At 69.5% G+C, this 14,110-nt stretch carries 14 protein-coding genes, 1 pseudogene and 1 riboswitch; of the genes and pseudogenes, 14 read left to right on the top strand and 1 reads right to left on the bottom strand.

All coding sequences use genetic code 11. From position 1 onward, the window contains the following. Window positions 1–7: 7 nt before the first annotated feature. The 14 genes and pseudogenes from argB to BCL67_RS12360 all read left to right on the top strand — a co-directional run bounded on the left by argB (window position 8) and on the right by BCL67_RS12360 (window position 13,777). Window positions 8–952, top strand: coding sequence for an acetylglutamate kinase (gene argB, locus BCL67_RS12425; protein WP_258175044.1), 945 nt, complete (start codon window positions 8–10; stop codon window positions 950–952). Beyond that, window positions 949–2,388, top strand: coding sequence for an acetylornithine transaminase (locus tag BCL67_RS12420; RefSeq protein ID WP_106123745.1), 1,440 nt, complete (start codon window positions 949–951; stop codon window positions 2,386–2,388). Before argB ends, BCL67_RS12420 begins: the two co-directional genes overlap by 4 nt. Then, window positions 2,385–3,359, top strand: coding sequence for an ornithine carbamoyltransferase (gene argF / locus BCL67_RS12415; protein ID WP_106123744.1), 975 nt, complete (start codon window positions 2,385–2,387; stop codon window positions 3,357–3,359). The genes BCL67_RS12420 and argF overlap by 4 nt, the downstream gene beginning before the upstream one ends. A 1-nt stretch (window position 3,360) precedes the next feature. Further along, the gene (locus BCL67_RS12410; RefSeq protein ID WP_106123743.1) at window positions 3,361–3,861 is read left to right on the top strand and encodes an arginine repressor; all 501 of its coding nucleotides are present in this window, start codon (window positions 3,361–3,363) and stop codon (window positions 3,859–3,861) included. A gap of 104 nt (window positions 3,862–3,965) precedes the next feature. Beyond that, window positions 3,966–4,766: a sirohydrochlorin chelatase gene (locus tag BCL67_RS12405; RefSeq protein ID WP_106123742.1), complete on the top strand. Its 801-nt coding sequence runs from the start codon at window positions 3,966–3,968 to the stop codon at window positions 4,764–4,766. Next, entirely contained in the window at window positions 4,763–5,605 is an 843-nt protein-coding gene (locus tag BCL67_RS12400; RefSeq protein ID WP_106123741.1) for a sulfurtransferase, read from the top strand. The genes BCL67_RS12405 and BCL67_RS12400 overlap by 4 nt, the downstream gene beginning before the upstream one ends. A 68-nt stretch (window positions 5,606–5,673) precedes the next feature. Next, window positions 5,674–5,771, top strand: a riboswitch (SAM riboswitch). Between the two features lie 4 nt (window positions 5,772–5,775). Further along, a complete protein-coding gene (locus BCL67_RS12395; RefSeq protein WP_308738003.1) occupies window positions 5,776–7,548 on the top strand; it encodes a nitrite/sulfite reductase in 1,773 nt (590 codons plus the stop codon). After that, window positions 7,545–8,297, top strand: coding sequence for a phosphoadenylyl-sulfate reductase (locus BCL67_RS12390; RefSeq protein ID WP_106123740.1), 753 nt, complete (start codon window positions 7,545–7,547; stop codon window positions 8,295–8,297). The genes BCL67_RS12395 and BCL67_RS12390 overlap by 4 nt, the downstream gene beginning before the upstream one ends. Before the next feature lie 120 nt (window positions 8,298–8,417). Beyond that, window positions 8,418–9,359 carry a sulfate adenylyltransferase subunit CysD gene (cysD, locus tag BCL67_RS12385; RefSeq protein ID WP_106123739.1) on the top strand — a complete coding sequence of 314 codons (942 nt, stop codon included), beginning with the start codon at window positions 8,418–8,420 and terminating at the stop codon, window positions 9,357–9,359. Further along, on the top strand, window positions 9,359–10,843 hold the full coding sequence (locus BCL67_RS12380; protein WP_106123738.1) for a sulfate adenylyltransferase subunit 1: 1,485 nt from the start codon (window positions 9,359–9,361) through the stop codon (window positions 10,841–10,843). Before cysD ends, BCL67_RS12380 begins: the two co-directional genes overlap by 1 nt. A gap of 23 nt (window positions 10,844–10,866) precedes the next feature. After that, a pseudogene (cobA, locus tag BCL67_RS12375) lies at window positions 10,867–11,685 on the top strand (uroporphyrinogen-III C-methyltransferase); the annotation flags it as partial. Continuing rightward, complete coding sequence (locus tag BCL67_RS12370; RefSeq protein ID WP_106123736.1) at window positions 11,678–13,090, top strand: FAD-dependent oxidoreductase; 1,413 nt, start codon at window positions 11,678–11,680, stop codon at window positions 13,088–13,090. The pseudogene cobA and the gene BCL67_RS12370, both read left to right, overlap by 8 nt. Then, window positions 13,087–13,404: a ferredoxin gene (gene fdxA / locus BCL67_RS12365; RefSeq protein ID WP_106123735.1), complete on the top strand. Its 318-nt coding sequence runs from the start codon at window positions 13,087–13,089 to the stop codon at window positions 13,402–13,404. The genes BCL67_RS12370 and fdxA overlap by 4 nt, the downstream gene beginning before the upstream one ends. A 127-nt stretch (window positions 13,405–13,531) precedes the next feature. Continuing rightward, a complete protein-coding gene (locus tag BCL67_RS12360; protein WP_106123791.1) occupies window positions 13,532–13,777 on the top strand; it encodes a PspC domain-containing protein in 246 nt (81 codons plus the stop codon). Window positions 13,778–13,870: 93 nt separating this feature from the next. Here BCL67_RS12360 and BCL67_RS12355 read toward each other — a convergent pair. Further along, window positions 13,871–14,110: IS30 family transposase (locus tag BCL67_RS12355; RefSeq protein WP_146131157.1), on the bottom strand; the 240-nt coding region annotated here is incomplete at its 5' end.

Below are 14,110 nucleotides of genomic sequence, written 5' to 3'. Positions count from 1 at the left end.
GACCCCGATGACCTCCAGCATGAAACCGCGCGACGCCGGGAGCCTGAGCTCCGCCGGTGAGAAGGCCTCCGTCCTGGTCGAGGCGCTGCCCTGGATCCAGAAGTTCGCCGGTGAGACCATCGTGATCAAGTACGGCGGCAACGCCATGATCAACGACGAGCTGCGCCGCGCCTTCGCCGAGGACGTGGTCTTCCTGCGCCACGTCGGGGTCAACCCGGTCGTCGTGCACGGGGGAGGCCCGCAGATCAACGCGATGCTCGAGACCCTCGGCATCGAATCCGAGTTCCGCGCCGGTCAGCGGGTGACCACACCCGAGGCCATGGACGTGGTCCGGATGGTGCTCACCGGGCAGGTCGGCCGCGAGCTCATCGGCCTGATCAACAGCCACGGCCCCTACGCCGTGGGCCTCTCCGGGGAGGACGCCGCGCTGCTGCGCGCCACCCGCACCACCGTGGAGATCGACGGCGAGACCGTTGACCTCGGCCTGGTCGGCGAGGTCAGCGGGGTCAACCCCGACGCGATCACCGACCTGCTCGCCGCCGGACGCATCCCGGTGATCTCCACCATCGCCCCGGAGTTCGACTCCACCGCCGCCGACGCCGCCCCCACCGGGGAGGTGCTCAACGTCAATGCAGACCTTGCCGCCGCCGCCGTCGCCTCCGCGCTGGGCGCCGCCAAGCTGGTCATGCTCACCGACGTGGAGGGCCTCTACGCCAACTGGCCGGACAAGTCCTCGCTGATCTCCTCGCTGAGCACCACCGATCTGCGCGCCATGCTGCCCAGCCTGGAGTCGGGCATGATCCCGAAGATGACCGCGGCGCTGAAGGCCGTGGAGGCCGGGGTCCCGCGCGCCCACGTCGTCGATGGCCGGGCGCCCCACTCGATGCTCCTGGAGATCGTCACCACCGAGGGCGTCGGCACCCAGATCGTTCCCGATGAGGAGACCGCATGAGCCCGCAGAGCACGCCCGACGCGCACGCCGCACACTCAGACCACAGCTCTTCAGGCGCAGACGGCAATGACCTCCACAGGGGGAACCTCAGGAGTGCTGACCTCAACAGTGCTGACCTCAACACCGCGGCACTCGCCGTCGAGCCCGGGGCGCAGCTGCTGGCGCGCTACACCGAATCCCTGCTCGGCGTCTTCGGCACCCCGCAGCGGGTGCTGGTCCGCGGCTCCGGCGCCACCGTCTGGGACGCCGACGGCCGGGAGTACCTCGACCTGCTCGGCGGCATCGCGGTCAACGCGCTGGGCCACGCCCACCCGCTGATCACCAGCGTGGTCTCCTCCCAGCTGAGCACGCTGGGGCACATCTCGAACTTCTTCACCAGCCCGACCCAGATCGCGCTGGCCGAGAAGCTGCTGCACCTGGCACAGGCCCCTGCCGGCTCCAAGGCGTTCTTCACCAACTCCGGCACCGAGGCCAATGAGGCCGCGTTCAAGCTGGCCCGCCGCCACGGCGGGACAGCCCGACCACGGATCATCGCGCTGGAGCACGGCTTCCACGGACGCACCATGGGCGCGCTGTCGATGACGCACAAGCCCAGCTACCGCGAACCCTTCGAGCCGCTGCCCGGCGGCGTCGAATGGGTGCCCGCCGGAGACGCCGAGGCGCTGCGCGCAGCGGTCGATGAGACCGTGGCCGCCGTGATCATCGAACCCGTCCAGGGCGAGGCCGGGGTCCACGGCCACCCAGCCGGCTACCTCGAGGCGGCCCGCGAGATCACCCGCGCCGCCGGGGCGCTGCTGATCTTCGACGAGGTCCAGTCCGGCATCGGCCGCACCGGATCCTGGTTCGCCTCCGCCCCGGCCGGCTCGGGTGAAGAGTCGGCCCATGGCGGCTCTGGCGGCTCAGGCGCCTCAGATGACTCCGGTGCGGGTCCGGCCCCGGTGCTCCCCGACGCGATGACCCTGGCCAAGGGACTCGGCGGCGGATTCCCGATCGGGGCGATGCTGACCTTCGGGGACCATGCCAGCTCGCTGCTGAACCCCGGCCAGCACGGCACCACCTTCGGCGGCAATCCCGCCGCCACGGCAGCCGCGCTGGCCACCCTGCACGTCATCGAGTCCACCGACCTGCTCCGTCACGTCCGGGAGGTCAGCGCCTACGCGGCCAGCAGGCTCGCCGCCCTGGACTTCGTCACCGCGGTCCGTGCCCACGGACTGCTGATCGGCTTCGACGTCGAGACCGCCGGAGCCGAGGACGCTGCCGGGACCGGCGCCGCGCTCGCGCCCGCCATGGTCACCGCCGCGCTCGAGGCCGGTTTCATCATCAACGCCACGGGACCGAGGACCCTGCGCCTGGCTCCGCCGCTGATCATCAGCGTGGAACAGATCCAGCAGTTCATCGACGCCCTTCCCGAGATCCACCGCAGGAGCACCTCATGACCGTCCGCCACTTCCTCACCGACCTCGACCTCAGCCCCGCCGAGCTCGACCAGGTGCTCACCCTCGCCGCGCAGATGAAGGCCGATCCGTATGCGATCAAGGCCCTGGCGGGCCCACAGACGGCCGCGGTGTTCTTCGACAAGACCTCCACCCGGACCCGATTCTCCTTCGCGGCCGGGATCTCCGCCCTCGGCGGCTCCCCGCTGGTGGTCAACCCCGGGGAGTCCCAGCTCGGGCACAAGGAGACCATCGCGGACACCGCCCGGGTGCTCGATCGCATGGTCAGCCTGATCATCTGGCGCACCTACGCCCACTCGGGACTGGAGGAGATGGCCCAGCACAGCGCCGTCCCGGTCATCAACGCGCTCTCCGATGACTATCACCCGTGCCAGCTGCTGGCGGACCTGCTGACCCTGCGCGAACACCTCGGTTCCACCGCGGGCCGATCGCTGGCCTACCTGGGGGACGCGGCGAACAACATGGCGAACTCCTACCTGCTCGCCGGGGTCAACGCCGGCATGGACGTGCGCATCGCCGGTCCCGCCGGCTACCTGCCCGAGCAGCACATCATCGACGCCGCCCAGGCCCGCGCCGAGCAGACCGGAGCCAAGGTGCTGATCACCACCGACCCGGTCCAGGCGCTGACCGGCGCCGACGCGGTGGCCACCGACACCTGGGTCTCGATGGGGCAGGAGGAGGAGAAGCAGCAGCGGCTCCAGCTCTTCGGGGACTACCGGGTCGACGCCGCCGCCATGGCACACGCCGCACCGGGCGCCGTCGTCCTGCACTGCCTGCCGGCCTACCGCGGCGTGGAGATCAGCGCCGAGGTCATCGAGGGCCCGCAGTCGGTGGTCTGGGACGAGGCGGAGAACCGGCTGCACGCGCAGAAGGCGCTGATGGCCTGGCTGCTGGTGCACTCCGGGCTGGCCGATGCGCAGACCGTGGAGCTGGTCCGGGCGGCGGAGCGCTGAGATGGCTCCCACCACCAAGACCGCCCGGCACGCGAAGATCCGCGAGCTGATCTCGCGCTCCCAGGTACGCTCCCAGGCCGAGCTGGCTGAACGCCTCGCCGACGCCGGCGTCACCGTCACCCAGGGGACGCTCTCCCGGGATCTGGTGGAGATCGGCGCCGCCCGGGTGCGCGGCACCCAGGGCGCGCTGATCTACGCGGTGCCCTCCGACGGACACGACCGTGAGCTGCAGGCCGATCAGACCGACGCCACGACGACGGCGCGGCTGATCGCGCTGTGCAAGGACCTGCTGGTCTCCGCCGAGCCCAGCGCGAACCTGGTCATCCTGCGCACCCCGCCTGGTGCGGCGCAGTTCCTCGCCAGCGCCGTGGACCACGCCGGGATCCCGGAGATCCTGGGCTGCATCGCCGGAGACGACACGATCATGGTGGTCACCACCGAGGCCGACGGAGGCGCCGCGGTGGCGCAGCGCTTCACCGGATTCGCCGAGGGCCGGGGCTGACCGCGCCGCTGCTCCCACCGCGCTGACCGCTGCACCAGGAAATAAACGTTCATATCAATGTTCATAATGGTGCATCCTCTGACGTCGGCCACTACTGTGCACCTATGCGAACACAGACAGCAGCGCTCGTAGGCATATCGCACGGCACCTCCTCGAAGCGCGGTCAGGCCGTGGTGCGTCAGCTCATCGACGACGTCGCCCACCGGCTTCACGCCCCAGCGTCACCCGGGACTGCGCCGGCGAGCCCGCCCTCGGTGCGGCTCGGCCACGTCGACGTGCAGCAGCCCGACGTCGACGCCACCCTGGCGAGTCTTCCTGCGGGCATGGGCGCGACCATCGTGCCGCTGCTGCTCTCCACCGGGTTCCACGTCAACGTGGATCTGCGCGAGGCGATGCAGGACCTCGACCGGCCGGCCACGCTGTGCCGCGCGCTGGGACCCGATGATCGACTCACCGAGCTGCTGGCCCACCGGCTGGGGGAGGTCGGCGCCGATCCCGACCGCGACATCATCATCCTCGGTGCGGCAGGCTCCTCCGACACCTCAGCGGTCCGCGACTGCGGAACCGCCGCCGCGATGCTCGCCCACCACCTCGGAGTCACAGTCCACGAGTCCTATCTCTCCTTCGCGCAGCCCAGCGTCACCGCGGCCGTGGCGCGGGCCCGCGCCGAGCACCCCGGACGGCGCGTGGTGGTGGCGAGCTACCTGCTGGCACCGGGCTACTTCCAGACCCTGCTGGAGTCGGCCGGCGCCGACCTGACCACCGAGCCGCTGCTGGCTCCCGGCCGCCCCACGGCTCCGGCACAGCTGGTCGACCTCGTGCTGGAGCGGTATTCCCAGGCCGTCCCCGTGCCGGCCTCCGCGTCCGTGCCAGCCTCCGTGGCCGAGCTGCAGGGGACGCCATGACCGGCGCGCCCGCCTCGCCGGAGGTCAGCATCACCGTGGAGGAGCTCCGCGCCCTCCAGCGCACCGGTGCGCCGCTGACCCTGCTCGACGTCCGATGGCGGCAAGACCGCCCGGAGGGCCTTCCCGAATACCTGGCCGGGCACATCCCGGGGGCCGTGTTCGTCGACCTGGAGTACGAGCTCAGCGCCCCGGGACGGCCCGCAGCCGAGGGCCCGCATCCGCTTCCCGACCCTGCCGCGTTCCAGGACTCGGTGCGCCGCTGGGGCATCGGACCGCAGGACACCGTGGTGGTCTATGACGATCTGAAGAACTTCTCCTCGGCGCGCGCCTGGTGGCTGCTGCGCCATGCGGGGCTGGCCGATGTGCGGGTGCTCGACGGCTCGCTGCGCGCCTGGACCCAGGCCGGGCATGCACTCGCCGAGGGCTTCGAGCTGCCCGAGGCCACGGAGACGCAGATCAGGTTCGGGACGATGAAGACTGCCGCCCCGGATGAGATCGCGGCCCTCGGACCCGAGGCGCAGCTGATCGACGCCCGATCCGCCCAGCGCTTCGCCGGGGACGGGCACATCCCGGGGGCGCTGAACGCACCGGTCACCGGAAACGTCGACGAGCGGGGTCGGCTGCTTCCGGCCGCCCAGCTGCGCCAGCGCTACCTGGAGCTCGGGGTGGTGCCCGGAGTTCCCCTCCACTGCTACTGCGCCTCCGGAGTCCACTCCACGCATGCGGTGCTCGCGCTCAGCGCGGCAGGCTTCGACCCGGTGCTCTTCCCGGGAGGGTTCGGCCAGTGGGTCCACGACGGGCGTCACGCGATCCACGTTTCACCACAGCGTGAACTTTAATGACACATAGGTTTGATAAGTTCATCATTGTATTTTAGTGTGGAGCTATCGCCCCGCACGAGGGCGACCGACCATCCAGAGCGGCTGAGAGACCTGGCTCGACGACGCCGCAGCAACCCGGATCTGACATGCACATGCCGGGTGCTCACGCCGGGAACGATGGAGGCATTTTGTCGACCGATACAGCTACGACGTCCGCCGCAAGCCGGCGGCCCGACCGTTCATCCCCACGGCCCAACGGGCAGTGGAAGATCGACGGCAAGGACCCGCTGAACCACAATGAGGAGCTCAAGCAGGCAGATGACGGCCTGAACGTCCGCGAGCGGATCGAACAGGTCTACTCCAAGGAGGGCTTCGACTCGATCCACTCCGATGATCTGCGCGGCCGGTTCCGCTGGTGGGGCCTCTACACCCAGCGTCGCCCCGGCGTCCCCGCCGGTGCGCACAACTCGCTGCCCCCGGAGGAGGTCGACGACAAGTACTTCATGCTCCGGGTCCGGATCGACGGCGGCGCACTGACCACCGAGCAGCTGCGTGTGGTCGGTCAGATCGCCGTGGACTTCGCCCGCAACACCGCGGACCTGACCGACCGGCAGAACATCCAGCTGCACTGGGTGCGGGTCGAGGACGTCCCGGAGATCTGGCGCCGTCTCGAGTCCGTGGACCTGGGCACCACGGAGGCCTGCGGAGACGTTCCGCGGGTGATCCTGGGCTCTCCCGTGGCAGGCATCTGCGCAGAGGAGATCATCGACCCGACTCCGGTGATCGCGGAGATCGCCCGCCGTTACATCGGGGATTCGACGCTCTCGAACCTCCCGCGCAAGTACAAGACCGCGATCACCGGACACCCCAGCCAGGACGTGGTCCATGAGATCAACGACTTCGGCCTGGTCGGCGTGGTGCACCCCGAACACGGCCCGGGCTACGACGTCTGGGTCGGCGGGGGACTCTCCACCAACCCGCGGCTGGCCGAGCGCCTCGGGGTCTTCACCACCGAGGACGAGGCGCCGGATGTGTGGCACGCGGTGACCCAGGTCTTCCGCGACTACGGCTACCGGCGACTGCGGCAGAAGGCGAGGCTGAAGTTCCTGCTCAACGACTGGGGCCCGGAGAAGTTCCGGCAGGTCGTCGAGGACGAGTACCTGGGCCACCGACTGCGGGACGGGCTGCCTGCTCCCGCGCCGAGCCGCCCAGGGGATCACGTGGGCGTCCACCGGCAGAAGGACGGGCGCTACTACATCGGCGCCGCTCCCGTCGTCGGCCGGGTCAACGGGGAGCTGCTGGTGAAGCTGGCCGAGCTGCTGGAGGCCAACGGGTCCTACCGGCTGCGCACCACCCCGCACCAGAAGCTCGTGGTGCTCGACGTGCCCGAGCAGAACCTCGCCACGGTCAAGGCCGGACTGAGCGAGCTGGGACTCGACCCCGACCCCACGGTCTTCCGCCGATCCACCATGGCCTGCACCGGCATCGAGTTCTGCAAGCTGGCGATCGTGGAGACCAAGACCACCGCCCAGAAGACGATCTCGGCGCTGGAGATCCGGCTCGCGGACGTGGCCGACCAGCTGCCCGAGCGGCTCACCCTGCACATCAACGGCTGCCCGAACTCCTGCGCCCGCATCCAGACCGCCGACATCGGGCTCAAGGGACAGCTGCTGCCCGACCCCGACGGCGAGAAGACGCCCGGCTTCCAAGTCCACCTGGGCGGGGGACTTGCCTCCTCCGATCGGGAGGATCCAGGGCTCGGACGGACGGTCCGCGGCCTGAAGGTCACCGTGGAGGGGCTGGTCGACTACACCGAGGCGCTGATCCGTCGCTACCTGGCCACCCGGGACAGCTCCAATGAGACCTTCGCAGCCTGGGCCCATCGGGTGGACGAGGACCATCTGCAGCTGGAGGAACCAGAGCCGCAGCTGGAGGAACCCCAGAAAGAGACGGTCTCATGACGAACCCGACCCCGAACACCACCGGCGACGGCCCTGCGCCCAGCGCCGAGGCGTCCCGCGCCCTCGCTGCATCCGGGGCGGAGGCGCTGGGCTGGGAGGCCCGCGCTGAGGACGTCATCGCCTGGGTGGCCGAGAACTTCTCCCCGCGTGAGGTCGCAGTGGCCTGCTCGATGCAGGACTCGGTCCTGCCGGCCCTGGTCGCCGACCAGCTTCCCAGCGTGGACGTGCTGTTCCTGGAGACCGGTTATCACTTCGTGGAGACCATCGCGGCACGCAACGAGGTGGCTCGCGCGCTCGACGTCACCGTCGTCGATGTCCTGCCTCGGCTCAGCGTGGCCGAGCAGGACCGGGTCCACGGCAAGGACCTGTTCAAGACCGATCCGGCCGCCTGCTGCCGGATGCGCAAGATGGACCCGCTGGGCGAGGTGCTCACCGGCTACCGGCTCTGGTTCACCGGTGTCCGCCGCGACGAGGCGCCGACCAGGGTCGACACGCCCCTGGTGACCTGGGACGAGCTGCACGGCCTGATCAAGGTCAACCCGCTTGCCACTTGGAGCTTCGATGACCTGGTGGAGTATTCGCGGCAGCACGGCCTGCCGGTGAATCCGCTGCTCTACAACGGCTACCCCTCCATCGGGTGCAAGCCCTGCACCCTCCCGGTGGCGCCGGGGGAGGACCCTCGCTCGGGCCGCTGGGCCGGATCAGGGAAGGTCGAATGCGGCATCCACACCACCGAGGCGACGGCCTAGCCGCACCCGCCGTCGGGCGCTCCCAGCCCTGCAGACGCTCCGCCGATCCCCCGGTGGCGGCGCCGTCGTCGTCTCACCGACCATCCTCTGCTCCGCCTGACCCATACCGAAAGGCCCCCCATGACCAGTGCGCTCTCCACCGAGGCACCGACCGCTCCGCCGGCACCTGCGGGCACCGCGGTGCTGGCACGACTGGAAGCCGAAGCGATCCACATCATCCGTGAGGTCGTGGCGGAGTTCGACCGCCCCGCGATGCTCTTCTCCGGCGGCAAGGACTCGGTGGTGATGCTCCACCTCGCGATCAAGGCCTTCGCTCCCGGTCCCGTCCCCTTCCCGGTGGTCCATATCGACACCGGGCACAACTTCCCGGAGGTCCTCGAGTTCCGGGACCGCACCGTGGAGCGTCACGGTCTGCGCCTGGTGATCGGCTCGGTGCAGCAGCTCATCGACGCCGGCGCCCTGCAGGAACGCGCCGATGGCACCCGCAACCCGCTGCAGACCGTGCCGCTGCTGAACACCATCGCGGAGCACCGGTTCGATGCGCTCTTCGGCGGTGCGCGCCGCGATGAGGACCGGGCCCGGGCCAAGGAACGGATCCTCTCGCTGCGTGATGAGTTCGGCCAGTGGGATCCGCGCAACCAGCGTCCGGAGCTGTGGAACCTCTACAACGGTCGGCACCGGCCCGGTCAGCATGTCCGCGCCTTCCCGATCAGCAACTGGACCGAGCTCGACATCTGGCGCTACATCGCGCTGGAGGACATCGCGCTGCCCTCGCTCTACTACGCCCACGAACGTGAGGTCTTCCACCGCGACAGCATGGTCCGCGCCGTCGGACCCCACAGCCTGCCCGCCGAGGACGAGCCCGTCGAACGGCTCTGGGTGCGCTATCGGACCGTGGGGGACATGTCCTGCACCGGTGCCGTGCGCTCCCTCGCCACCACCAACGACCTGGTCCTGAACGAGGTCGCCAGCGCGACCGTCACCGAGCGCGGCGCCACCCGCGCCGATGACCGGCTCAGCGAGGCCGCCATGGAGGACCGCAAGAAGGACGGATACTTCTGATGACCCAGACACCCACCCCGGGCACGCTGCTGCGCCTGGCCACCGCCGGAAGCGTCGACGACGGCAAATCCACCCTGGTCGGGCGGCTTCTCCACGACGCCCATGCCATCCTCTCCGACCAGCTCGCCGCCGTGACCCGCAGCTCCGCAGAGCGAGGCTTCGGCGCGGCCCCCGCGGGCTCTGACGCTGGGGACGACCCCGACGCCGGGCCGGCCCTGGACCTCGCGCTGCTGACCGACGGACTGCGCGATGAGCGCGAGCAGGGCATCACCATCGACGTGGCCTATCGCTACTTCGCCACCGATCGGCGCAGCTTCGTGCTGGCTGACTGCCCGGGCCACGTCCAGTACACCCGCAACACCGTCACCGGCGCCTCGACCGCCGATGCCGTGGTGCTTCTGGTGGACGTGCGCCACGGCGTGGTCGAGCAGACCCGCCGGCATCTCGCGGTGGCCACCCTGCTGCGCGTGGAGCATGTGATCGTCGCGGTCAACAAGATCGACGCCGTGGACTACCGCGAGGAGGCCTTCCGCGCGGCGGAGCGTGACATCCTCCAGGTCGCCCGGGAGCTGCGCGGCCCTGGGCGGAACGGGTCCCCGGATGGCCCCGAGCCGATCGTCGTGCCGGTCTCCGCGCTGCACGGGGACAACGTCGTCACCACCTCCGCGCGCACCCCCTGGTACACCCCGCAGGCCCAGGGTGCCTCGGCGTACAGCGGCCAGGCGCTGCTGCCGATCCTGGAGCAGCTCCCCGACGCCGACGCCCTTGCGCGCCGGGCCGAACCGCTGCGACTTCCGGTCCAGAGCGTGATCCGCGCTCACGACGGATACCGGGGCTATGCCGGGCAGATCGCCGCGGGGACCCTGCGGGCGGGTGACAGGGTGCGGATCCAGCCGGGGAACCAGCTCACCGAGGTCACGGCGCTGGAACGCACCAGGCTGCAGGCACAGCACGCGGCTGACACATCGACAGCAGCGACGTCCACAGCCGGGACGTCCGGCCCGGAGCCAGAGGTCGCCGCCGCGGGGGAGTCGCTGACCATCCGCCTGGCCGGAGACCACGACGTCGCGCGCGGCAGCGTGCTCACCGATCCGCAGCGCCCCGCCGTCGAACTCGATGAGGTGACCCTGCAGGTGGCCTGGCTGCATCAGCGTCCCGCCGTCGCGGGCAGCCGGGTGCTGTTCAAACATGGCACCGCCACGATCAAGGCCCTGGTGACCGAGGTGAGCGATCGTCTCGATCTGACCACGCTGCGCTCCGGGCCGGCAGATCAGCTTCAGCTCAACGACATCGGCACCGTGACCCTCCGGCTCGCCTCGGTGCTGCCCGTGGATGACTACGCGGTCTCCAAACGCACCGGTGCCGGACTGCTGATCGACCCTGCGGACGGCAACACCCTGGCCGCGGCGATGATCCAGCTTCCCGATCCACAGGACGCCGACGCGACCGCGCCGGACAGCGACGAAGATTGGCTGAACTCATGACAAGTCTGACAAGCCCCACGATCGGTCCCGTCGCGCTGATTGGAGGCGGCCCCGGCGACGATGCGCTGGTCACGGTCCGCGGCCGGGAGCTGCTCGGCCTCGCCGACGTCGTGATCGCCGACCGGCTCGGACCGCGCGGACTGCTCGAGGAACTCGCCCCGGACGTGGAGATCATCGACGTCGGCAAGGCGCCGGGGAACCACGCCGCGACCCAGGACGAGATCAACGCGCTGCTGGTCACCCACGCGCTCGCCGGCCGGCGGGTGGTCCGGTTCAAGGGAGGTGATCCCTACATCCTGGGCCGCGGCTCGGAGGAGCGGGAACACTGCCGCCGCTTCGGCATCGAGACCGAGGTCGTCCCGGGCATCACCTCGGCGATCGCGGTCCCGGCCGCCGCCGGGATCCCGCTGACCCACCGCGGCCTCTCCCGGGGATTCACCGTGATCTCCGGGCATGAGGACCTCGACGTCGTGCCGCGCGCCTCCGGACACACGCTGGTGATCCTGATGGGGGTCAAGACCCTCCGCCGCTCGGCCACGCAGCTGATGGTCCACGGCTTCGACGCTGAGACCCCGGTGGGCATCATCGAGTCCGGCTGCACCCCGGACCAGCGGGTGACGCTGGGCCGGCTCGGCGGAATCGCGGACCTGGCGGTGCAGCGCCGCGTGCAGAACCCCGCCGTGATCGTCGTCGGCGACGTGGTCACCCTCGCCCACGACTGGCCCCAGTTCCCGGCCCCGACGAGCCCCGCATCCGAGACCCCCGCATCCACAGTCCCCACATCTAAGATCCCGGCGCCTGCCCTGGCAGGCGCTTCCCTGGAGAGATCCCACCATGACTGAGCAGACCCCTCGCATCGCCATCATCGGCAGCGGCCCGGCCGGCGTGTACGCCGCAGACCTCCTGTCCCGCTCCGAGGACGGGGAGGACATCACGATCGACCTGTTCGATCGATACCCGGCGCCCTTCGGGCTGATCCGCTACGGTGTCGCCCCTGATCACCCGCGGATCAAGGGCATCGTCAAGGCGCTGCACAAGGTCATGGACCGCGGCCGGATCCGGTTCATCGGCAACGTGGACTACGGCACGGACCTGACCCTGGAGGACCTGCGGCGGCGCTACCACGCGGTGATCTTCGCGACCGGCGCGATCGGTGACGCGGAGCTGAACCTCCCGGGGATCGCGCTGGAGGGATCTTTCGGCGCAGCGGACTTCGTGTCCTGGTACGACGGTCACCCCGACTACCCGCGCAGCTGGCCGCTGGACGCCGCGCAGATCGCGGTGCTGGGCAACGGCAACGTGGCGCTGGACGTCGCACGGATCCTGAGCAAGCACGCCGATGATCTGCTCACCACGGAGATCCCGGAGAACGTCTACCAGGGCCTGAGATCCTCCGCCGTCACCGACGTGCACGTGTTCGGCCGTCGCGGCCCGGCCCAGGTGAAGTTCACCCCGCTGGAGCTGCGCGAGCTCTCGCACAGCCGCGACGTCGACATCGTGCTCTACGAGGAGGACTTCGAGTTCGACGACGCCTCGGACGCCCTGATCAAGTCCAACAACCAGGTGAAGACGATGGTCAGCACGCTGACGAACTGGCTGCTCGAGCAGGAGGAGCGGCAGTCCGACCCGCAGGTGCAGCCGGCCTCACGCAGACTCCACCTGCACTTCCTGCACTCCCCGGTGGAGATCACCGGGGAGGACGGCAAGGTCACCGGCATCCGGTTCGAACGCCAGCAGCTCGACGGCAGCGGTAACGCGCGCGGCACCGGAGAGCACCTCGACTATGCGGTCCAGGCCGTCTATCGCGCCGTCGGCTACTTCGGCAGCCCGCTGGCACAGGTGCCCTTCGACGCCGACCGCGGCGTGATCCCACACCGCGCAGGACGCGTGATCGACGCCGACGGCGCGCCCATCCCCGGGCTCTATGCCACCGGGTGGATCAAGCGCGGTCCGGTGGGACTGATCGGTCATACCAAGAGCGACGCCGCCGAGACCATCGGGAACCTGCTCGAGGACCTGCCGCATCTCTCGGACCTCGAGGCGTCGGACGCGGATGTGGTCGAGCTGCTCCAGGAGCGCGGTGTGCAGACGACCTCCTGGGACGGGTGGCTGGCCCTGGACGCCCACGAGCAGCGCCTCGGGACTCAGCACCAGCTCGCCGACGGCTCCAGTCGCGAACGGGTCAAGGTGGTCTCACGGGAGGATATGGTGCAGATCTCCCGGGCACTGCAGGGGGCCACCCGATGACCTACATCATCGCGCTGCCCTGCGTGGATCTGAAGGACAAGGCCTGCATCGACGAATGCCCTGTGGACTGCATCTACGAGGGTGAGCGTTCGCTCTACATCCACCCCGACGAATGCGTGGACTGCGGCGCCTGCGAACCGGTCTGCCCGGTGGAGGCCATCTACTACGAAGACGATGTGCCTGAGCAGTGGTCCGAGTACTACCGCGCCAACGTCGAGTTCTTTGACGAGGTCGGGTCACCCGGCGGCGCGGCCAAGGTCGGGCTGATCGAGAAGGACCACGAGGTCATCCAGGGACTGCCTCCGCAGCGGTGACTCCTCTTCAGTGCGCCCAGGCCTCCAGGATCGGCCAGCCAGCACTGCCCGGATAGGGGCCATGACCAGGCCGAAGCGATTTGACGGGGCCGGGGCGGCCGGGCGGGACTCGCGTACTATCAAGGGCATGGAAAAACTCTTTGGATCTATCCGCAGGATCGGTTACCGGCGGGGACCTGGGCGCGTCGTCGGAGGCATCGGGGGAAGCATTGCCGAGAAGTTCGGATTCAACGTGTGGTTGGTCCGCCTGGTGATCTTCCTGTCCTTCTTGCTTCCGGTGTTGGGAGTCGGAGCGTATCTGCTGGTCTGGGTTCTGACGCCGTGGCAGGACGGCAGCATCCCGCTGGAGCGAGCCTTAGCAGGCCGACGCTAGACGGAGCTCAACCACGCCGCGACGCCGAGAGATCGACTGGCCTCGTCGAGACGACGGTGTCTCAGAAAATCGTAGTTTTATAAGACGGCGAATTCATGCGGTGAGCGCAACACCGGTTTGATTCTCTGGACCTGAGAGTATCCCGTCGAGGACCTCTGCCGGAGTTCGGTAGCCGTGGCGCTTTCGGGGCCGGCTGTTTAATTCCGCTGCGACGTTCTCAAGGATCCCTGGTCCATGGAACGACAGGTCAGTGCCCTTCGGGAAGTACTGTCGTAAGAGCCCGTTGGTGTTCTCGTTGGTGCCCCGCTGCCAGGGCGAGTGCGGGTCACAGAA

It is taken from the genome of Nesterenkonia sandarakina (genome assembly GCF_003003175.1).
GTDB classification, from domain to species: Bacteria; Actinomycetota; Actinomycetes; order Actinomycetales; family Micrococcaceae; genus Nesterenkonia; species Nesterenkonia sandarakina_A.
This window is presented reverse-complemented; position numbering and strand designations above follow the sequence as displayed.

Coding starts and splice junctions, on each gene's coding strand:
- BCL67_RS12400 (WP_106123741.1), top strand. CDS start 4,763: ATGACCGGCGCGCCCGCCTCGCCGGAGGTCAGCATCACCGTGGAGGAG.
- fdxA (WP_106123735.1), top strand. CDS start 13,087: ATGACCTACATCATCGCGCTGCCCTGCGTGGATCTGAAGGACAAGGCC.
- cysD (WP_106123739.1), top strand. CDS start 8,418: ATGACCAGTGCGCTCTCCACCGAGGCACCGACCGCTCCGCCGGCACCT.
- BCL67_RS12390 (WP_106123740.1), top strand. CDS start 7,545: ATGACGAACCCGACCCCGAACACCACCGGCGACGGCCCTGCGCCCAGC.
- BCL67_RS12360 (WP_106123791.1), top strand. CDS start 13,532: ATGGAAAAACTCTTTGGATCTATCCGCAGGATCGGTTACCGGCGGGGA.
- BCL67_RS12420 (WP_106123745.1), top strand. CDS start 949: ATGAGCCCGCAGAGCACGCCCGACGCGCACGCCGCACACTCAGACCAC.
- argB (WP_258175044.1), top strand. CDS start 8: ATGACCTCCAGCATGAAACCGCGCGACGCCGGGAGCCTGAGCTCCGCC.
- BCL67_RS12370 (WP_106123736.1), top strand. CDS start 11,678: ATGACTGAGCAGACCCCTCGCATCGCCATCATCGGCAGCGGCCCGGCC.
- argF (WP_106123744.1), top strand. CDS start 2,385: ATGACCGTCCGCCACTTCCTCACCGACCTCGACCTCAGCCCCGCCGAG.
- BCL67_RS12380 (WP_106123738.1), top strand. CDS start 9,359: ATGACCCAGACACCCACCCCGGGCACGCTGCTGCGCCTGGCCACCGCC.
- BCL67_RS12405 (WP_106123742.1), top strand. CDS start 3,966: ATGCGAACACAGACAGCAGCGCTCGTAGGCATATCGCACGGCACCTCC.
- BCL67_RS12410 (WP_106123743.1), top strand. CDS start 3,361: ATGGCTCCCACCACCAAGACCGCCCGGCACGCGAAGATCCGCGAGCTG.